Genomic DNA, 19,206 nt, shown 5'->3' on the forward strand with positions numbered 1-19,206 from the left:
TCTTTTTGCTGTGATTCTGGGAGTTTTCGTTTTCTCCCAGTTCGCTTATCATCAGATACAGCCTGCTCAAGCGACTCGTCAGTGTCGAGTCGCTTGAGCCAGCTATAGATTGTGCGCCGCTGAACGTCGTACCACTCGGCTAGCTCGCTCTGCGTAACACCGTTCTTGTACGCAATAGCCGCTAAGAGTCGCTGTGTCGGCTTCTTCTCGTCTACGTTGTCGAGGGCATCTTGCAGTTCCTCGACGGAGATCTCGTCGAGATGATCCATTATCTCTTGCAACACACTGTGGGCAGAAAGTTCTAACGGTTACTATAGCGCTGTTTCTCGCCGCCGAACTCGTCTTCGGCCACTCTGACGACGAGCGTGTCCGAGACCTCACGCAGGTCGTACGCGGGCAGTTCCGGCCCGGTCCGGGCGGCGTACATCGGTTCGACCAGCGCCGGGGCCGTCTCGACGGTCGCGTCGCCGGACTCGTCGTCCGCCTCCGTGCCGGCGGGTTCGTCGCTCGTCACCGCATCCGGTGGGCCATCGTCGTCCCGGTCTGACTCGTACTCGACGCCGTAGATCTTGAGGAAGCGTTCGGTCTCGTCGGCGGCCAGTTCGTCGTCGCGGACGGCGGCCGCGAGGTCCCGTGAGAGCCACTCGGTCTCGCTGACGCTGGGTTCGCGGACGAATGCGTCGCGCGTGAACCGGACGAGATACCAGTTCAGGTCGTTCAGGAGGGCGACGGCCGCGCCGAGACTCACCGTCTCGACGGCGACGGTGTTCTCGAACGGCTCCCGCAGGTCGTAGGTCGCGAGGGCGTTCCGGGCCGTCTCACGCGAGAGCAACTCGTATCGGAGGTTCACCTCCGGATCGCCGACGAGACAGACCTGTGTCACACTCGTCGGAACAGGGCCGCGAGGCATAGCGGTTTCGGCTCCCCGACCGCCAAAACCCGGATCAGAACGTCGAGAGGTCGCCGTCGATGGCCCGCTCGGTGATCGAGGTCACGTCGGCGAGTCGCTCGTCGACGATTTCGGTCACCTCGTCCTCGATGTCGGCGACGGAGACGCCGTCCTCGGTGACGACGTGGGCGTCGGCGACGTGGGGCTGATCGATGGGCCGCCCGATCTGGCTGAGCAGGCGGATCTGGAGTTCGCGGATACCGTCGACCTCGTCGACGACGGCTTCGGCCACGTCGGTCGAGAGCAGGTTGTAGATCTTTCCGATGTGGTTGACGGCGTTTTTCCCGCTCGTGGCCTCCATGCTCATCGGTCGGTTGGGCGTGATGAGACCGTTCGCGCGGTTGCCCCGGCCGACGGAGCCGTCGTCGCCCATCTCGGCGGAGGTGCCGGTACAGGTCAGGTAGATCGCGCCCTCCTCGTAGTCGTCGGCGGTGTTGACGTGCACGGTGACGGAACGGTCGGTGATCGACCGGGCGAGGTCGCCAACGTACTCACGGACGCCCTCCACGGCGTCGCGGTACTCGTCGAGGTCGTCGACGTACTTGTCGATCATCGCGACGGCGACGGTCACGTCGACCTGATCGCCTTCCCGTTTGCCCATCACCTTCACGTCCGGCCCGATCTCGGGGTTCTCGTCGGCGTACTCGCCGTTGAGGCGGTGCTCGGTCTCGTAGACGATCCGCTCGGTCTCGGTCAGCGGCGCGTGGCCGACCCCGAAGCTCGTGTCGTTGGCCATCGGCACCGCACCGTCTTCGCCGAACACGTCCCTGAGATCGCCGCTCCCTTCGCCGAGTTTCACGTCGATCACGACGTCCCGCCCCACGTCGAGCTGGGGAATCTCCTCGTTGAGGTAGTCGCGGGCGGCTTCGAGCGCGATGGTCTCGGCCGGGATCTTCGTCCCCTCGTACTCTTTGGTCGCGCGACCGACGATCAGCAGATAGATCGGCTCCTGAATCTCCCCACCGCCGAAGGCCGGCGCAGCACTGCCCGCGACCAGCTGGGTCTCGTCGGTGTTGTAGTGGAGGGGCTTGCCGACCCGTTCGAGGTAGGCCTGTGCGAGCGCCTGCGACACGCGCTCGGCCACGCCGTCACAGATCGAGTCCGGGTGCCCGACTCCCTTGCGCTCGACGATCTCGACTTCCTGGTCTTCGACTGCGAGCCGGTTGGTCGGCTCGACGCGAATGTTCCGGTCGGTCATTACCCGTGCCTTGGCAGGTGGGGATTCTATAACTTCCGGAAATGTCGAGACTGACAGAATTACCGTCAGGCATCCTCGTCGGTGAGCAACATCCCGAGATACGAGGTTCGGATCCCGTCGTCGGGATCCAGATCGAGCGATCGCACGAGGTCCTGTGCGGCTTCGCGCTCGGCGGGCACGTCGGCCTCGCGTTCGCACTCGGTCTCGACCTCGACGAACTCCCCCACGTCGGCGACCGAGTCCAGCGTGACGGTGAACCCGTCGACACGGTATCGCGTGCGCTCTTTCTCGACCGTGGCGGCCGGCGAGAAACCCAGCGACTCGAAGATGGCCTGCACGCGCTCCCGATCCGCGACCTCCGACTCGATCTCCTCGCGGGTCTTGGACTCGGCCTCGACCAGCGGGCCCTTGTAGGTCACCTCGGTCAGTGCGCCCTCGCTGTCCCGTTCCTCGCGGAGGCGCAGTGCCTCGTCTGTCTCGGCGAAGTCACGGTGGGGCGCGTCGAAGTAGGTATCGATCTGTTCGACGGTGCCCAGCAGCTCGGCGTCCAGGTCGGACAGTCGGTCCCGGACGGCGTCGTGGTCGGCGCGAACCTTGACCTCGACCTCGTACATACCTCCCGATTCGCGGGGCGGGACTAAAGAATCCGGATTCCGACCAGTCGGCGGCCCGGGTCGAAACGTTGTGCTTATAGGCGTAACCCCTGACCTTCACGGTATGAGTGACGAAGCCGAGGCCGACGAGGCCGAACAGGCCGATGACGTAGCAGACAGCGAGGAGACAACCGAATCCGAACAGTCCGGACTCCAGGCGGGCGACTTCGTCGAACTGGACTACACCGCCCGCACCGTCGAGGAGGACATGATCGTCGACACGACCTACCCCGAGGTCGCCGAGGAAGAAGGGCTCGACGAGGAAGACCGCGAGTTCGAGCCCCGGACCCTGGTGCTGGGCGAGGGCTTCCTCTTCGAGGCTGTCGAGGACGACATCATCGGCGGCGATGTCGGCCAGAGCGACACCGTCGGGATTCCGGCCGCCGAGGCGTTCGGCGAGTTCGACGAGGACGACGTTCGGACCGTGAGCGTCAACAAGATTCCCGAGGACGACCAGTACCCCGGCGCACAGGTCCAGATCGACGGCGAGCAGGGCCGCGTCGAGACCCTCGTCGGCGGCCGCGCTCGTGTCGACTTCAACCACCCGCTCGCGGGCGAGGACATCGAGTACGACTACGAGGTCGTCGGCCAGGTCGAAGACCAGCTCGAACAGGCCCAGAGCCTCTTCGATATGTACCTCGGCATGGATCTGGAGATGTGGATCCAGACCGACGAGGTCGAGGAAGAGGAGCTCGTCCAGCCCGACGAGGAGGGTGACGAGGACGAAGAACCCGAACCCGAGACCGAGGTCGTCGAGGTCGAGAAGGAGACCCTCTACATCGAGGCCAACCCCCAGCTCAGCATGAACCAGCAGTGGATGATGCAGAAACAACAGATCTGCCAGCAGGTCACGGACCTGCTCGGTCTCGACCGCGTGATCATCCAGGAGATCATCGACGGCTCCGGGATGGGCATGGGCATGGGCGGCATGATGGGCGGCATGGGCGGTGCCGGCGAGGGCGACATCGAGGAGGCCCTCGAAGACGCCGACGTCGACGCCGACGAGATCATGGAAGAGATCGAAGGCGCGGCCGAAGACGCCAACGAGTAACCCGCGCGGACGCACCGTTCTCGTTTTTTACAGTCGGGTAGCACAGCGTCCGTCGCGAACACATCGGTCGATCACTGACTGGTAGGGTTCCGCTTTTATTCGGGACTAGCGCGTAGTACGACTGGTTCCGTCAGACGGGATGCGGGACCGAGTCCACATATGCTCGATACAGCCACCGCCGCCACGTTCCTACGACCGGAGAGACTACTACAGACACAACCGAGCGCGATCGAGATACTTCGTGAGGACACGCTGTTGAGCGCGTCGCTGTGGATCAACGTCGCCCTCGCCGGACTCGCGATACTGCTTTTCGTCTACATGGGACGACAGGTCGAAACACCACGTTCCCGGTTGATCTGGGTCGCCACGCTTCTGGTCCCCCTCGTCTCCATCGCCAGTTACTCCGCGCTACTCTCGGGGCTGACGATCGGCACACTGGAGATGCCCGCCGGGCACGCACTGGCGGGTGAAGAGGTGTTCTCCCCGTGGGGCCGCTACCTCACGTGGACGTTCTCGACGCCGATGATTCTGCTGGCGCTGGGCCTGCTCGCCGGCACGGACACGGCGAAACTCTTCACCGCGATCACCATGGACGTGGGGATGTGCGTGACTGGACTGGCCGCCGCGCTCACCACCCAGTCGTACCTGCTTCGGTGGGCCTTTTTCGGCATCAGTTCGGCGTTTTTCCTCGTCGTCCTCTACGTCCTGCTGGCCGAGTGGCCCGACGACGCGGCCCGGGCCGGGACCGCTGATATCTTCGGGACGCTGAAGCTGCTGACGGTCGTCCTGTGGCTCGGGTATCCGATCCTCTGGGCGCTTGGCACGGAAGGCCTCGCCCTGCTCGACGTGACGATCACCTCCTGGGGCTACTCCGGGCTGGACATCCTCGCGAAGTACGTGTTCGCGTTCCTGCTGCTGCGCTGGGTCGCGGACAACGAGGACGTCGTCGCGTCGCCGCCGGACGGTGCCACAGTTTCGGGCGGCGCCCCCGCCGACGACTGACTTTCCCCCACGTGTTTGCTCGGGGGGTGCGCGGAGCGCACCCCCGATGGAAAAAGTGGGTGCCGTCAGGCGATATCTCGGGACGTGTCGATGGAGACCTCCTCGACGAGGTCGAGTTTGATCACGTCGGAGGGTGCGCGGCCGCCTCGGAACTTCGGGATGGCCAGCCGGTTCTCCACGTCGTCGCCGTTGGTGCCGGTCTCCAGTTGGAAGATCACGTCGGCGAAGTGTTCGGTGGAGTCCCGGAGCCGTGGAATCTGGTGGCCGGTCAGGCAGTGCAGGACCGCCAGCGAGCCGGTGTTGAAGATGTGGTTCTGGAGGTCGTTCATGAAGTTGCGGAACCGCGAGGGCGGCTCCTGGGTCTCCAGGACGTTCACCGGATCGATGATGAGGTTCGAGGTCTCCGGGAGCGCGGAGACGAGTTTGCCGGCGTTGTCAAGCGGCGCTTCCCCGGGAATGTGACGGACGGTCGGGTCGCCGGTCTCGGTCGGCGAGTTGCGGATGCTGTCGGAGACGGCCTCCTCCGAGCGGTCGAGCGAGAGGTACAGCGTGCCCCGCGTCGCGGTCAGTTCGTAGAGAAACAGCTCCGCCTGGCTGGCTGGGTCGGCACACAGCGCGACGATACTCCCGGCCGGGATCCCGCCGTTGAGCTTCCGGTCGAGAACGTCGATCCCAGTCCGGAGCCGATTCTCCATGTCAGTACGAGCCAAGCGTACCCAGCAGATTAAATATTCCGTTGTTGAACCTTTCTTGCGACCCGTCGATACTCCGTACGAACCGTTTTCGTCGGGCGATCTCCACTCGAAGCGTAGGTTACGTGGGCCGCGACCGGACAGTTCATCGCGGCGCGCGCGGCCTCCACGGGGACCGTGGCCGCGTCGTCGGCCGGACTGGTCTCGACCAGCACCGCGAGGAGTGGCGGCGCGTCGAGTTCGCGGGCCATCGCGGCGGTCTTGACGGCGTCCCGGAGCGATCGGCGTCTGGGCGTCGACACGAGGAGCGTCCGGTGGGCGACCCGCAACGGGCCGACGGCGTCCGCCATCGCACCGGCCGGGCAGTCGAGCAGGATCGGTCCGTCCCAGTCGCGCAGACGGGGTTCCGCGGCGGGGAGATCGTCGGCGTCGGCACCCCTTGCCGGGAGGACGGCGAGACCGGGGTGTTCGGTCGGGGTGTGAGCGACGCTCGCGGGTCGCCGTCCGTCGGCCACGGCGGCGAGGCCGGGTTCGTGCGGGACGCCGGCGACCCGATGGAGGTCGGGCATCTCCACGTCGGCGTCGACGAGTAGCGGCGAGCGGCCGTCGGCGGCCAGCGCACGCCCGAGTTGGTACGTCGTGGTCGTCTTCCCACACCCACCTTTCCCGCCGGCTATCGCGAGCATGACGGTGGGTGGTCGCGGTTTCGGTCAAGAAGCTTCGGAGTGGACTTCGGTTCGTCCCGACTAACGAGGGATTCAAGGGGCCGCGGGTCGCGGGTTCTCTCAATGCCCCAGGACCACATCATCAGCGCGAAACATCTCTCGCGTGCCGACATCGAGTTGGTACTGGATCGGGCGGCCGAGATCGCCGCCGATCCCCAGGCCGTGTCCGACCGGCACGCCGGGAAGTTGCTCGGGATGCTCTTTTTCGAGCCGAGCACGCGCACGAAGATGAGTTTCTCCGCGGCGATGAAACGACTGGGCGGCGACATCGTCGACATGGGCCCAGTCGACCAGTCGAGCGTCAAGAAAGGCGAGAGCCTCGCCGACACCGTGCGCGTCGTCGAGGGCTACGCCGACGCCCTCGTGATGCGCCACCCGCTAGAGGGCTCGGCCAAGATGGCCAGCGAGTTCGTCGACGTGCCCCTGATCAACGCGGGGGACGGGGCCGGTCAGCACCCGACACAGACCCTGCTCGACCTGTACACGATCCGGGAATCGGCCGGGTTCGACGACCTGACCGTGGGGATCATGGGCGACCTGAAGTACGGCCGGACGGTCCACTCGCTGGCCCACGCGCTCACGACCTTCGACGCCCAGCAACACTTCATCAGCCCCGAGAGCCTGAAGCTTCCCCGGGGTGTCCGGTACGACCTCCACGAAGAAGGGGCCGCGATGCGGGAGCACACGGAACTGGACGAGGTGCTCGACAGCCTGGACGTGCTGTACGTCACGCGGATCCAGGCCGAACGGTTCCCCGACGAGGACGAGTACCGCAAGGTGGCCGGGGAGTACCAGATCGACGCCGAGACCCTGGCGGCGGCCAAGGACGATCTGGTCGTGATGCACCCGCTGCCCCGCGTCGACGAGATCGCACCCGACGTCGACGAGACCGATCACGCGCGCTACTTCGAGCAGGCACACAACGGCGTCCCGGTGCGGATGGCACTGCTCGATCTCATCCTGGAGGGCAACCTATGAGCGAGGACCAGCAACTCAGAGTCAGCAAGATCACCGAGGGAACGGTCATCGATCACGTCACGGGCGGGCAGGCGCTGAACGTTCTGGCGATCCTGGGCATCGACGGCTCCGGCGGCGAGGAAGTCTCCATCGGGATGAACGTCCCCTCCGAACGGCTGGGTCGGAAAGACGTCGTAAAGGTCGAGGGACGAGAGTTGAGCCAGGACGAAGTGGACGTGCTCTCGCTGATCGCGCCAGCGGCCACGATCAACATCGTCCGGGACTACGACGTGGTCGAGAAACACCGCGTCGAGCGGCCCGGCGAGGTCGTCGGAGTCCTGCAGTGTCCCAACCGCAACTGCATCACGACGAAAGACGAGCCGGTCGACTCGCGCTTTGCCGTCCTCGACGAGGGCGTGCGGTGTGCCTACTGCGATACGATCATCAGGGAGTCCATCGCCGATCACATCCACGTCGACTGAGGTCGCTCGGCGGTCGATTCTTGTTTAGCCCCCGGAAGGATTATACCGCGACCCGCCGTTTTTTGTCATGCAATGTCGAAGAAGCTCAAACTCGCCGCCGCTCTGGTCGCCATCGTCCTCGTGTACCGCCTCGCGGTCAAGAAGTGAGTCGGCGACACTGACGTATCGCGCGCGAACCGCCCTGGCCCCGACGGGCTTTTCCCGGCCGCTCCGTACCCACAGATATGTACGGCGTCGTCACCCGCAACGAGGAAGAGTTGGCCTGGTCGGAGTTCGACCGGTCGTTCTACGAGGTCAAAGACGTCACCGGCCGGGCCGCCGAACCCGTCTCGGAGGGCATCAGCATGGTCTCCTGTTTCGGCGACAACGCCGCCGCCGACGCCAACCCCGACCTCGTCCCCGTCTCCGAGGACGGAAAACCCGCCACGCGGGAGCGTCGTTACTTCGACTGGGCCTACGTCTGCCCCACCCGCGACGACTACCGGGAGGGCCTGCTCGAAATCGTCGAGGACGCCGCTGCAGTGACCCCGGACGTACGGCTCGACGACGTTGGCTTTCCCCGCCCGGAGTACTGTCACTGCGACCGCTGTGAACGACGCTTCGAGGCGAGCGAGTTCGACGACTGGTTCGCGTGGCGCGCCGACGTGATCACCGAGTTCGTCCGCGAGGCCCGCGAGCGCGTTCCCGGCGACCTCTACCTGACGCTGTATCCGGATCCCTATCCGGGCCACATCTACGAGCGGGCCGGCCTCGATATCGACGCGCTGGCCGAATACGTCGACGAGTTCGTCGTCCCGATCTACGACATGGCCTACACGACGACCTACTGGCTGGAGATCATCGCCTCGGGCTTCGCCGACGCCCTCGACACGCCGTTCAGCGTCGAGCTGTACGCCGTCGACGTGGAGATCGACAACCTCATCGACGCCGCGGAGGTCGCGACCGAGTACGGCGAGAGCGTCCTGTTCGGCTACGACGCCAGCAACGCCCGGGCGACGCTCAGACGTATGAACGCCGACGGTCGCGAGGGTGAGGAGTTTGGAGCCTAGTTGACCGGAACGACGGTCTCGACAGTCTCGTTGCCCTGCTCGGTACGCAACGTCGTGAAGAGGAGGCCATCGTTTTCCCTGAGTGCGAGCCCGTCGCCGATTCCCACGTTGATCTCGAACGTGCTGACGACCGTCTCGTTCGCGGCGATGGTTCCCGGCGTGACCTCCCCGCTCCAGGCCTCCTCCTTGGCGCTTCCGTTCTTGTACCTGGTGAACAGGGCGTGACTCGCCGTCACGTTCAACGACGTGTCCCCTGTGTTTCTGATCGTCGTATTCACCAGCCGACAGGTCTGGCCACACTCCGACCCCCCGACGAGGGTGAAGTTCAGCCTCACGTCGCTCTCGTTTTCGTCACCCGTGGGGGGTGAGGCCACGTCCTCGCCCCCGCCGCCCGGCACCAGGCCAAAGACGAACGCCGCACCGACCCCTGCCACCACGACCGCGCCGACGACGCCGGCGACGATCGCCATCTGTGTTCGTTCCATCCGTACTCGCGTAGATCCACGTGTCAGGGTTAAAACTACTTCCAGTTACGACGCGTCGAGCGGTCGGTGGAAATCGCCCACGGGACCCGCGGTCACAGCACCTGCTCGCGCCATGTGAGCAGTTCCGCCCGGTCCCGGGTGTCCTCCGGGAGGTCGCTGAACCACCGCGCGTCGGAGATCTCCCCGTCGGGATCGTCGACTTCGAGGTCGGTCGTCTCCGCGCGGGCGGCGAACACCGGGAGGACGCCCCAGGCGCGGTGCCCGTCGCTACGGAAGTTGACCCGGGCGAGGATACCCAGCCCTTCGTAGGCGGCGTCGATACCGGCTTCCTCCCAGAGTTCGCGGCGTGCGCCCTCGCGCAGCGACTCGTCGGGCCGGACCTCGCCGCCGGGGACGACCCACATATCGACGCCCTCGTGGCGGACCAGGAGAAGGTCGCCCGAATCGCGGTAGACCAGCGTGTGCGCGCCGTAGGGCAGGCCGTTCTCTCGGATGCGGTCGGCGACGGTCCGGAAGCGCGACCGGGAGACGGTCCGTGTGCGCTCGTACTCGACGGTGGCCTCGTGTTCGCTAGCGAGCCGGTGGTACGTCTGTTCGGCCCGCTGATCGGCCTCGTCGGCGATATACCACAGGTTGTCGACGACCGTCATCGTGCCGCAGCTGGGTGGCGTGGCGTTTGCACGCGATCCGGAGGGGCGACGAAAGAGTGCGAAGGGTTGACCATGTCGACGTATTTCACACGAGCCAGCAATAAGTCTTCGACACGAACCACCGGCTCGGACCGGTGTCCCGGGCACTCCCACCGCCTGGGTGGTCGCGAATCAGTCCCTTTTTAGGCCGGCGTGAGTAGTTTTCAGGTATGAGTTTCGAGGAAGACGACACCGTCATTCTGCACGACGAACACAGCGACCACGACGGCCAAGAGGGCGTCATCACGCAGGTCATGGAGACGATGTTCGGCGACGCAAACTACACCGTGAGCTTCGACGACGGGCAGGAGGCAGGCGTCTCCGAGGACGCGCTCGAACTCGTCGAAGAAGCCGACGAGGAGTAACGTAGCCGTGCCGTCGGTCCCCTTCCACTACGTCGACCTCCGCGCGTTCTGTTACGCCACCGAAGACGAGAAACGCGTCGAGGGCGCACTCCGGACCTTTCTCCCCGAGGAGGTCGAAATCGAGCGCGCGACCTCGGAAGGGCACCACGGCGACCGCATCGTCGTTCTCTCGGCCCGGGTCGAACGGGCCGACGAGATGCGCCACGTGCTGGACCGCCTGAGCGACCTCGACACCGCCCGGGAACTGGCCGACGAACTCGACGAACGGGTCGACGACAACTGCTCTTTGTTCCTCCGACTGGACAAACAGGCCGCCTTCGGCGGTGACGTTCGACTTGGCGACGGGCTCACCGTCCGGGCCAAGGTCGAGGCCTACCCCGCGACGAAGGAGAAGGCGGTCGAGAACGCCCGCGAGGCACTGGAGACGTTCATCGCGGAGGCGTGATGTACGAGGGCGTCCACGCGCGACCGGACGGGGAGAGCACGGTCGCGCGGCAGGCGCTCACCGCCGCCGAGTACGGCTATTCGGGGATCGTCGTCCGCAACCACGGCGACCAGCCCTGCGACGCCGACTACGGAGAGATCGCAGAAACCTACGGCATCGACGTGGTCGACGGCGTCGAAGTGCGGGCCGAGGACCCGTCCCGCGCCAGCGGCTTCGTCGGCAACTACCGTGAGGACAAGACCGTGGTCTCGGTCCACGGCGGCGACACCCAGCTCAACCGCTTCGCCGTCGAACAGCCCGCCGTCGACGTGCTGGCCCACCCGATGGACGGCGGCGACTTCAACCACGTCCTCGCCAAGGAAGCGGCGCGCAACGGCGTCCGCGTCGAGTTCTCGCTGGCCCGGGTCCTCCGGGAGCAGGGTGGCACCCGCGTCAGAGCGATCCAGGACCTCCGGAAACTCCGCGAGATGGTCGAGACCTACGACGTGCCCTACGTCGTGAGCGCCGACCCGACCAGTCACCTCCAGTTGCGCGCCCCGCGGGACCTCCGGGCCGTCGGCGATGTGATCGGCTTCTCGGCCGAGCAGGTCGAAGACGGACTCCGGGAGTGGGGTCGACTGGCCGAGCGCAACCGCGAACGGCAGTCAGATAGGTACGTCGAACCGGGGGTTCGGCTCGGGGAGTACGACGACGGCTCCGAATGAATCTCACTCCCCGTCGTCGATCTCGATGGTGACTGGGTCGTCCGGGTCTCGCGTGGGAATCGACCGCTCGGAGATGGTTTCCAGCGCCGTGCCGGCGTGGGCGACGAGCATCTCCAGCAGGGAGCGTGTCTCCTCGGTGACGGCGGTGTCACCCCGGTCCAGCGCGACCAGCGCCGTCGTGGCGCTGTCGGTCTCGGTGACGAGAATCGTCACGACTCGCTCCACGTCCTCGGGGAGTCCGTCCGGGAGGTCGTCCTCGTGGGTGTCGACGGTGGCCGGGTCCGCGCCCGCGGCCAGCCCGGCGAGTTCCGCGATCGTCTCGTCGTCGACGCCGGCGATGGTACTCTCGACGAGCGTGGCGAACCCGCCCCGGCGCTCGACGAAGGCCACGTCGTGGAACTGGACGAGCGTCGTGGCGGCCTCGACACAGAGCGCACTCACTTCGTCCATCGTGTCACACTCGTTCAGGGCCCGGCCGTAGTGATTCGTATCGGCGGCGCGGTTGGCGAACGTCTCGATCCGGTCGCGCTGGCGTTTCAGCTCCGCCCGGTCGATCCGACTGCGCACGTCGTAGATGCCGACGAGGACGCCCGCGAGCGTCCCCGCGGTGACGTTGTCCACGGCGACGTAGGGGGCCGCGCCGAACACGTCGAAGGTCTCGGTGGCGACGTTCAGCGAGAAGAGGATCAACGCGGTGATGGCGGCGAAGGCGACGGCGCTCCCGACGACCCACGCGCCGACGACGGTGCCGTACTCGACGTAGTCGGGGCTCCGGGCGACCCAGACGCCGGTGAAGGCGATCGCGGCAGCCATCGCGAGGAAGGGGACCAGATCGACGAGGAACCCGACGGTCGTCGACGTGCGAGCCATCGCGTGTGCGACCTGGACGGCGGCCAGCAGGAGGCCGACGACGGCGATCGCGGCACCCTGGAGCCGTCGTTGCATAGTTCCTAATGACCGTCATGATAGTTGGCTCTATGGGTCGTTTTCGGCGCTGACTCGCGGGCCCACGAGCGGCGGACCCACCCGGACCGACGCACCGGGCGACCGGGCGTGTGATTTATACTCGCCGCGGGACCCGCTTTCTGTATGGAGGATTACGACGAACTCGTCTCCTCGCTGACGCCCCGACAGGAGAGCGACTCGGTCAGCATCTACCAGAACACGGTCGGCATCGCCTGTCCGGCCTGTGAATCGCCGTTCGACAACCTGATCGTCTGCAAAGACGAGTTCAACTCGCTGGAACTGGACTTCGCGATGGACATCTGCACCGCGATCCACGACGGCAACCCGCTCCTGTTCACGCACAAACACTGAGCAGCGCGGCCCACCGTCAGTACGGGTCCGAGGCCGTGGCGGACCCGGCGGACTCGGACCCGCCGGAATCGGGGATGTCGAGCGCCTTCCCCGCGCCGCGGCCGATGAGGTAGTACTGTGACACCTGCACGCCAAAGAGCAACAGCAACCCGACGAGGACGAGGGACAACAGGCCCGCGACGAGTCCGAGGACGAACGACACGGCCATAGAGGCGAGGACGCCGACGAAGAAATCACCCGACAGTGCTAGCGATCCGATGCGGCCGAACTCGAACAGCGCACCGAGCGAGTCCCGCAAGACCATGTTCGTAACTGCGGCCAGCGCGACGTAGAACACCGCCAGCAGAAAGCCAAAGGAACCGAATACGAATAGCAGAGCGAGTCCAGCCCCGGCGACGATCCCCGCGCTCGAACCCGTACTCGCAGCTAACATGGTCCCGCCGAACACGACGAAGGACATCGCCACCCACAGCACCATCGGGACGACCAGCGCGACGACGAAGCCGGCGAGTAGTTTGAGACCGTCGACCGAGAGACCACCCCAGTCCTCCCAGGCCGGCGGCTCGGGGTCGTCACGCGCTCCAGCCTGAATCGTCCGATAAATGTACCCCATCAGGGGAACGGCCGGCAGGATCAGCACCGATCCGAAGAGCAGTACGGTTCCGATCACGACGCGCTTGACCCATTCGTCACCCGTGTACGGATACGTCACTGCGTCCTGTATCATCGGTTCGAGTTTCTTTCTTTCTTACATAAGTGTAGCGCATCGATCGGGGAGGTGATCCGCAGGGTGGGCCGTCGCGTCGGGCGGTGACCGGTACGTCGGCGGGTCTAGCCACCCCAAACGGTCGAGCGCGGCTACTCGTCGACCATCCGCGACCCACCGGGCGGCAGGAACTCCTGGATGAGGTCCGGGCTGGCCACGTTCCGCACGAACGATTCGTCGGTGAACCGCTCTTTGAACTCCCGGTAGCACATCTTCGCCATGTCGTTCTGTGCGTACCGGCCCGGTTCGAGTTCGATGCTGGTCTCGACCGCCGGCCGGATCGCTGCGGGTGGCCCGCCGATTACGCGGGTGTCCGGTTCGCACTTGATGCCGACGGCGACGCTCGCGGCCACGTCCTCGAAGTAGGTTCGGTCGCCGCGAACGGCGAACCCGCCCTTCTCGAGGTACTCGCCGCTCTCGGGCGTCTTCGACACCTGATCGGGGTCGACCATGTACACGTCGTCGGCGTACTTGCCCTCCTTCCAGACCGAGGAGTACGAGAGGGCGAATTGCGCGGCCTCCGCCAGCGTCGACTCGGGAAAGTCCACGTCTTTGGCGGGTTCGCTCGGTCCGGTCGCCTTCAGGATCGTCACCGGCCCGCCGTGGGCCTGTGCGTGGAAGAACTTGTCACCGCTGTCCATGTACTTCTTGACGAGTGCCTCGTTCTGGTCGGCGTTGCGGCCGCCGATCACGAGGAAGTCGTCGCTGGTGTGGAACCAGCGATACTCCTCGTACCACTGCTCCGAGGATCGGACGGGGATCGACGCCCGCGAGAGCCAGTCCACGTCTTCGGGTTCGTCGTCGCCGTCGTCTCCGTCGGCACCGTCGCCGCCTTCGGCGTCGTCGCCGTCGGCGGCGTCCCACTCGTCGCGGCGTCGTTTGACTTCCGCCAGGTCCTCGCGCGTGTTCTCGATGGCTTCCTGTGCGCCCGCCTTTTTCTCCTCGATCCGCTTTGCTTCGGTGTAGCGCTGGTCGGCGTTCTTCTCGACCCCCATGCTCGCGTCCACGTCGATCCGGTGGTCGTCGAGCTCGACCGTGACGGTGCCCTCGCTCCCGTCGACGCCGACGACCGCCTCGGCGGCCTCGATCCCGCGCTCGGCCCCCTCCTCGAACTTCTCTTCGATGGCGTCCCAGGACACGTCGTTCTCGCGGGCCTGCTGGACCGTCGAGAGGACCTCGTCGACCAGATCGTACTCGGCGTACAGCAGTTCGGCCTTCTCGCGTTCGGCCTCGGCCTCGGCCTCGAAGTCCTCGATGGCTCCCCGCTGTTGCTCGATGATCCGTTTCTGTTTCTCGATCTCGCTCTCGAAGTCCGGCCGGTTCCGTCCGCCGCCGTCTTCGGGCCCGGTGTCGGGTTCGGCCTCCCAGTTGGTGAAGTAGTCGTCCAGCGCCGCGGTGAACGTCTCGAAGGGCTCGCTGGGCAGGCCCTCGTGTTCGGCCATCGGTATCGGCGTGGCGTCGACGCGCAGGCCGCGGTCGGCGTCGGCCTCCTCCCCGTCAGCCGCTCCTGCTCCCACGTCTTCGCCGTCTCCGCTCTCCTCGGAACCCTCGTAGTACACGCGGGGGTCGAGGTCGGCCGAGTCGAGACGGTCCCGCAGATCCCCGATCACCGAAAAGAGCGCCTCGTACTCCTCGTCGCCGGCCTCGGCGATGTCCATGGTCTTTGCGACGCCGGCGCGGGTACAGAGTTCCTCGCCCCAGAAGCCACCGAAATCGAGTTGCGTCGCCAGCGTCCGCACCACGTCGGTGTCCGAATCGTCCATCTTCGCGGCGAAGGTCTCGTAGTCGGACTCCAGCGGGTTGAAACGCGAGGAGGGGAACTCGTAGGGCGACCCAGGGGCGACGGTTCGAGATTTCAGGCGCACGGTGTCCAGACAGTCCACGACCTCGCCGCTCTCGTCGAGGACGGCGACGTTCCCGTCGCCGAACAGTTCCGCCACGACGGTCGTATCCTCGTCGCCGCGCTCGAATTCGAGCGTGACGATCCGGTCGAAGCCGTACTGTTCGACGCCGACGAGGTCGGCCCCGGAGAGTCGGTTCCGGAGCATCATCGCGAAGTTCGGGGGCCGGCCGGGCGCGTCGGGGACGTTCTCGGGGTCTGCTACCCGGAGGTGTTTGGTCTCGCCGATGTCGACCAGCAACTCCACGCGACCTCGGTCGAAATCGCGCATCCGAAACCGCACGAGGCCGTCGTCGTAGAGGTAGACTTTGTCGACTTTCGCGCCCTCGTAATCCCCGAACTCGCCACAGAGCGCCGCGAGGTCGACGCTCGTCAGCTCCCGCTTGCGGTCCATATCCTCCGGTCCGCCGGGCGTGCAAAGAGGGTGTCGTTCGGCCCCGAAAACGAGTCAGCGACGGCGACCGACCGGCTCAGGCGCTCGACCCCTGCCGCGGCGGTTCTGACCGCCCATTCGTGTCGACCTCCTCGACCGACTCCGATTCCGCGCCGCCGAGGACACCCTTCAACAGCCAGATCGACGCCGGAATCAGCAGGAAGAACGCTGCCATTCCGATCAGCGCCACCAGAAGTGCGTCTTGAACCATACCGGACCATACGACGGGCGAGTACAAGAAGAACACCCCCAATCGTCAGAATCTGAGAACGACTGACACAGTGTCCGTGTCGCCGCTCTGAACGCTCAGTCCGTCGCCTCCTTGTAGTCGTTGACCAGATCCTGCATCGACTCTTTGGCGTCGCCAAAGAGCATACTCGTGTTGTCCCGGGCGAACAGCGGGTTCGGAATGCCAGAGAAGCCGGGGCTCAGGCTCCGCTTGTTGACGATGACGGTGTTTGCCTCCGCGACGTTCAGAACGGGCATCCCCGAGATGGGACTCCCGTCGTCCTCGTTGGCCCGGGGGTTCACCACGTCGTTGGCCCCGCAGACGATGGCCACGTCGGTCTGTGAGAAGGTCGGGTTGACCTCCTCCAGTTCGCGCATCTTGTCGTAGGGCACGTCGGCTTCCGCGAGCAGGGCGTTCATGTGGCCCGGCATCCGACCGGCGACGGGGTGGATGCCGAACTCCACGTCGACGCCGTGTTCGTCGAGGAGGTCGACGAGTTCCGCGACGGCGTGCTGGGCCTGTGCGACCGCCATCCCGTAGCCGGGGACGACGACGACCCGATCTGCAGTCTCCAGCAGCATGACGACCTCCTCGGGCGAAGTCTCCTGAATCTGCCCCTCGTAGATGTCTTCCATGTCCTCGCCGTCGTCGTCGTCCCCGCCGAGGCCGCCAAAGAGGACGTTCGTGAGCGAGCGGTTCATCGACTCACACATGATGACCGTCAGGATCAGTCCCGACGCGCCGACCAGCGTGCCGGCGATGATCAGCGCAGTGTTGCCCAGCACGAACCCCGTCGTCGCGGCCGCGAGCCCGGAGTAGGAGTTCAACAGCGCGATAACGACGGGCATATCCGCGCCGCCGATTGGCACCACGAGGAAGATCCCGAGGATCGACGCGGCCGCGACCAGCACCCAGTAGGACGGGATCCACGATGCCATGGGCGAGTTCCCCAGCATCTCGGGCTGGATCACGAGGACGAGGCCGGCCACGACCGCGGCCCCGAGGAACAGGACCTTGATCGCGTGACCGACGTTCGTGCTCACCGGCGAGTCGCCGACGATGCCGTGGAGTTTGCCGGCGGCGACGAGACTCCCCCAGAAGGTGACCGAGCCGATGATGCCGGCGATGGCCGCGGTGGCCGTCAGATCGATCGAGAGGGATCCGCCGGAAGCGAGTACGTCGATCAGTTCCGCGCCGGCGACCAGCGCCGACGCGCCGCCACCGAACCCGTTGAACAGGCCGACGAGCTGGGGCATCTCGGTCGTCTCGACGGTGACCGCCAGCCAGACCCCGATCCCGCCGCCGACCAGCAGGCCGGCCCCGAGGATCAGCGGCGAGACGATGTCGAACCACAGCGCCGTCACGAGGACGGCGAGGAACATCCCCGCGGCGGAGATCTGGTTCCCGCGGGTCGCGGTCCGGGGATGGGTCATGTCCCGGAGCCCCTGGATGAACAGGATGCCCGCGATCAGGTAGGCCAGTTGCAGGGCCGCGTCGGGCAGATACTGCGCGAGGATGCCCGCCATCAGTTACCACCCCCCCGGAACTGGTCGAGCATGAAGTGGCTCACGAGGTAGCCCCCGACGACGTTGATCGTCGCCATGACGACCGCGAGAAAACCCAGCGCGGTCGCGAGCCCGTTCGATCCCGACCCCGCGACGACGACCGACCCCAGCAGCGTGATGCCCGAGATCGCGTTGGCCCCGGACATCAGCGGCGTGTGCAGGTTCGTCGGAATCTTCGTGATGATCTCGTACCCGACGAACGCCGCCAGCACGAACAGCGTCAGGTTGGTGACGAACGCCGACAGTTCAGTCGCCATCGCCGTCACCCCCGTCACCGTCGGCGGACGCTTCGCCTGGCTCGTCGTCCGCGGTGTCCTCACCGTCGCCCGCCGCCGCGTCTTCCTCGGCACTGTCGCCGTTCTCGTCGCCCTCGTCTCCACCGCCGTCGTCGAGGTGTGGGTTCCGCACCGTGCCGTCGTGGACCAGCAGCGTGGAGTCGACGATCTCGTCCTCGAAATCGACGTCGAGAGCGCCCTCGTCGTCGAGCAGGTTGTCGAGGAAGTGCTTGCAGTTGTTCGCGTACTGCTGGCTCGCGGTATGACTGACCTGCGAGGGGAGATCGGTCGGGCCGTGGACCCGGACGCCGTCGACCTCGACGGTCTCGCCGGCCTCGGTGGGCTCGCAGTTCCCGCCCGTCTCGGCCGCGAGATCGACGACGACCGACCCGGGGTCCATGTCTTCGATCATCTCGGTCGTGACGATCTCGGGTGCCGGCCGACCGGGAATCGCCGCCGTGGTGATCAACACGTCGGATTCGGGGACGACCCGCTCCATCTGTCTGCGCTGTTCGGCGTAGAACTCCTCGCCCATCTCGACGGCGTACCCCTCCTCGTCGCCCGACTCCTCCGTGGGCAGTTCGAGTTCCACGAAGTCCGCGCCCAGACTCTCGACCTCGCGTTTGACTTCGAGGCGCACGTCGTGACCCTTCGTGCTGGCCCCGAGTCGCTCGGCGGTCGCGATGGCTTTCAGCCCGGCCACCCCTGCGCCGATGACGAACACTTCCGCCGGCTGGATCGTGCCCGCGGCGGTCATCTCCATCGGGAACATCTTGGGCAGTTCCTCGGCGGCCAGCAGCGTGGCCTGATACCCGCCGAGACTCGCCTGCGAGGACAGCGCGTCCATGCTCTGTGCGCGGCTGATCCGGGGCATCAACTCCAGCGAGAACGCGCTGACGCCCCGGTCGGCCAGGTCCGCGAGCGTGTCGTCGGCGACCCCGTAGGGCCCGAGCAGGCCGACGACGACCTGCCCTTCGCGGTAGGGGTCGGTCTCGGTCTCGGTCGCGCCCAGGCCGCGGACCTGAAAGAGGACTTCAGCCCGCTCGAACACCGCCTCGCGGTCGTCGAGGACCTCACAGCCGACCGCCTCGTAGTCGGCGTCCGCGAACGTCGCCCCCTCGCCGGCACCGGCCGCGACATAGACCTCGTGCCCGTCCTCGACGAGGTCTTCGGCGACCGGCGGCGTCAGCGCGACGCGTTTCTCGCCGTCGGCCGTCTCGCTGGGGACGCCGACGATCACGGCGAACGCCCCCGCCGTGCCGTCGGCTCGTCGGC

The 19,206-nt window shown here is 66.2% G+C and carries 24 protein-coding genes; 9 read left to right on the forward strand and 15 right to left on the reverse strand.

The features are described 5' to 3' along the window. From BMX17_RS21330 to cyaB, 4 genes are all read right to left on the reverse strand, one after another. The coding region (locus BMX17_RS21330; RefSeq protein ID WP_139203636.1) for a helix-turn-helix domain-containing protein at positions 1-269 on the reverse strand (269 nt) is incomplete at its 3' end. A 32-nt stretch (positions 270-301) separates the two neighbouring features. Then, entirely contained in the window at positions 302-883 is a 582-nt protein-coding gene (locus BMX17_RS21335; RefSeq protein ID WP_092663900.1) for a DUF5804 family protein, read from the reverse strand. A gap of 61 nt (positions 884-944) precedes the next feature. Further along, entirely contained in the window at positions 945-2,147 is a 1,203-nt protein-coding gene (locus BMX17_RS21340) for a methionine adenosyltransferase (RefSeq protein WP_092663902.1), read from the reverse strand. 65 nt (positions 2,148-2,212) lie between these two features. Continuing rightward, positions 2,213-2,761, reverse strand: coding sequence for a class IV adenylate cyclase (gene cyaB, locus BMX17_RS21345; RefSeq protein WP_092663904.1), 549 nt, complete (start codon positions 2,759-2,761; stop codon positions 2,213-2,215). A gap of 103 nt (positions 2,762-2,864) precedes the next feature. Between cyaB and BMX17_RS21350 the strand changes: the two genes are divergently transcribed. Together BMX17_RS21350 and BMX17_RS21355 are read left to right on the forward strand one after the other, a co-directional pair. Continuing rightward, on the forward strand, positions 2,865-3,851 hold the full coding sequence (locus BMX17_RS21350) for an FKBP-type peptidyl-prolyl cis-trans isomerase (RefSeq protein ID WP_092663906.1): 987 nt from the start codon (positions 2,865-2,867) through the stop codon (positions 3,849-3,851). Positions 3,852-4,010: 159 nt separating this feature from the next. Then, entirely contained in the window at positions 4,011-4,853 is an 843-nt protein-coding gene (locus BMX17_RS21355) for a bacteriorhodopsin (RefSeq protein WP_092663908.1), read from the forward strand. 65 nt (positions 4,854-4,918) lie between these two features. Here the strand turns inward: BMX17_RS21355 and BMX17_RS21360 are convergent, their stop codons facing one another. Then, a complete protein-coding gene (locus tag BMX17_RS21360; protein WP_092663910.1) occupies positions 4,919-5,548 on the reverse strand; it encodes an RAD55 family ATPase in 630 nt (209 codons plus the stop codon). A gap of 29 nt (positions 5,549-5,577) precedes the next feature. Further along, entirely contained in the window at positions 5,578-6,231 is a 654-nt protein-coding gene (locus tag BMX17_RS21365) for a MinD/ParA family ATP-binding protein (protein WP_092663912.1), read from the reverse strand. Positions 6,232-6,333: 102 nt separating this feature from the next. Between BMX17_RS21365 and pyrB the strand changes: the two genes are divergently transcribed. The 3 genes from pyrB (at position 6,334) to BMX17_RS21380 (ending at position 8,758) form a co-directional block, all read left to right on the forward strand. Continuing rightward, positions 6,334-7,248 carry an aspartate carbamoyltransferase gene (gene pyrB / locus BMX17_RS21370; RefSeq protein WP_092663914.1) on the forward strand — a complete coding sequence of 305 codons (915 nt, stop codon included), beginning with the start codon at positions 6,334-6,336 and terminating at the stop codon, positions 7,246-7,248. Then, complete coding sequence (gene pyrI, locus BMX17_RS21375) at positions 7,245-7,709, forward strand: aspartate carbamoyltransferase regulatory subunit (RefSeq protein ID WP_092663916.1); 465 nt, start codon at positions 7,245-7,247, stop codon at positions 7,707-7,709. The genes pyrB and pyrI overlap by 4 nt, the downstream gene beginning before the upstream one ends. 224 nt (positions 7,710-7,933) lie before the next feature. Then, positions 7,934-8,758, forward strand: coding sequence for an alpha-amylase family protein (locus tag BMX17_RS21380; RefSeq protein WP_092663918.1), 825 nt, complete (start codon positions 7,934-7,936; stop codon positions 8,756-8,758). Here the strand turns inward: BMX17_RS21380 and BMX17_RS21385 are convergent. Further along, positions 8,755-9,243: a hypothetical protein gene (locus tag BMX17_RS21385; RefSeq protein ID WP_092663920.1), complete on the reverse strand. Its 489-nt coding sequence runs from the start codon at positions 9,241-9,243 to the stop codon at positions 8,755-8,757. The genes BMX17_RS21380 and BMX17_RS21385 overlap by 4 nt on opposite strands. Before the next feature lie 92 nt (positions 9,244-9,335). Continuing rightward, on the reverse strand, positions 9,336-9,893 hold the full coding sequence (locus tag BMX17_RS21390) for an NUDIX hydrolase (RefSeq protein ID WP_092663922.1): 558 nt from the start codon (positions 9,891-9,893) through the stop codon (positions 9,336-9,338). Positions 9,894-10,102: 209 nt separating this feature from the next. Here BMX17_RS21390 and BMX17_RS21395 point away from each other — a divergent pair, with 209 nt between their 5' ends. The 3 genes from BMX17_RS21395 to BMX17_RS21405 are packed head-to-tail and all read left to right on the forward strand — an operon-like array spanning position 10,103 to position 11,446. After that, on the forward strand, positions 10,103-10,297 hold the full coding sequence (locus BMX17_RS21395; RefSeq protein ID WP_092663924.1) for a DUF1918 domain-containing protein: 195 nt from the start codon (positions 10,103-10,105) through the stop codon (positions 10,295-10,297). 7 nt (positions 10,298-10,304) lie between these two features. Then, positions 10,305-10,742 (forward strand): RNA-binding protein, encoded by a 438-nt coding sequence (locus BMX17_RS21400; RefSeq protein WP_092663926.1) that lies wholly within the window; start codon positions 10,305-10,307, stop codon positions 10,740-10,742. Then, on the forward strand, positions 10,742-11,446 hold the full coding sequence (locus BMX17_RS21405) for an RNase P subunit p30 family protein (protein WP_092663928.1): 705 nt from the start codon (positions 10,742-10,744) through the stop codon (positions 11,444-11,446). The genes BMX17_RS21400 and BMX17_RS21405 overlap by 1 nt, the downstream gene beginning before the upstream one ends. Before the next feature lie 3 nt (positions 11,447-11,449). Here BMX17_RS21405 and BMX17_RS21410 read toward each other — a convergent pair whose 3' ends face one another. After that, complete coding sequence (locus BMX17_RS21410; protein ID WP_092663930.1) at positions 11,450-12,391, reverse strand: hypothetical protein; 942 nt, start codon at positions 12,389-12,391, stop codon at positions 11,450-11,452. Positions 12,392-12,535: 144 nt separating this feature from the next. Between BMX17_RS21410 and BMX17_RS21415 the strand changes: the two genes are divergently transcribed. Beyond that, positions 12,536-12,763: a DUF7385 family protein gene (locus BMX17_RS21415; RefSeq protein ID WP_092663932.1), complete on the forward strand. Its 228-nt coding sequence runs from the start codon at positions 12,536-12,538 to the stop codon at positions 12,761-12,763. A 16-nt stretch (positions 12,764-12,779) separates the two neighbouring features. On the opposite strand, the gene BMX17_RS21420 is transcribed toward BMX17_RS21415, so the two are convergent. The 6 genes from BMX17_RS21420 to BMX17_RS21440 all read right to left on the reverse strand — a co-directional run bounded on the left by BMX17_RS21420 (position 12,780) and on the right by BMX17_RS21440 (position 19,171). Continuing rightward, complete coding sequence (locus BMX17_RS21420; protein ID WP_092663934.1) at positions 12,780-13,490, reverse strand: DUF4013 domain-containing protein; 711 nt, start codon at positions 13,488-13,490, stop codon at positions 12,780-12,782. A 131-nt stretch (positions 13,491-13,621) separates the two neighbouring features. Further along, positions 13,622-15,823, reverse strand: coding sequence for a ribosome rescue protein RqcH (rqcH, locus tag BMX17_RS21425; protein WP_092663935.1), 2,202 nt, complete (start codon positions 15,821-15,823; stop codon positions 13,622-13,624). Between the two features lie 76 nt (positions 15,824-15,899). Beyond that, positions 15,900-16,073 (reverse strand): hypothetical protein, encoded by a 174-nt coding sequence (locus tag BMX17_RS26455; protein ID WP_170845513.1) that lies wholly within the window; start codon positions 16,071-16,073, stop codon positions 15,900-15,902. A gap of 95 nt (positions 16,074-16,168) precedes the next feature. Beyond that, positions 16,169-17,617 carry an NAD(P)(+) transhydrogenase (Re/Si-specific) subunit beta gene (locus tag BMX17_RS21430; protein WP_092663937.1) on the reverse strand — a complete coding sequence of 483 codons (1,449 nt, stop codon included), beginning with the start codon at positions 17,615-17,617 and terminating at the stop codon, positions 16,169-16,171. After that, complete coding sequence (locus tag BMX17_RS21435) at positions 17,617-17,913, reverse strand: NAD(P) transhydrogenase subunit alpha part 2 (RefSeq protein ID WP_092663939.1); 297 nt, start codon at positions 17,911-17,913, stop codon at positions 17,617-17,619. Before BMX17_RS21435 ends, BMX17_RS21430 begins: the two co-directional genes overlap by 1 nt. Next, positions 17,903-19,171, reverse strand: a complete 1,269-nt coding sequence (locus tag BMX17_RS21440; RefSeq protein WP_092663941.1) for an NAD(P) transhydrogenase subunit alpha — start codon at positions 19,169-19,171, stop codon at positions 17,903-17,905. Before BMX17_RS21440 ends, BMX17_RS21435 begins: the two co-directional genes overlap by 11 nt. Positions 19,172-19,206 lie beyond the last annotated feature (35 nt).

It is taken from the genome of Halorientalis persicus, from assembly GCF_900110215.1.
Taxonomy (GTDB): Archaea; Halobacteriota; Halobacteria; order Halobacteriales; family Haloarculaceae; genus Halorientalis; species Halorientalis persica.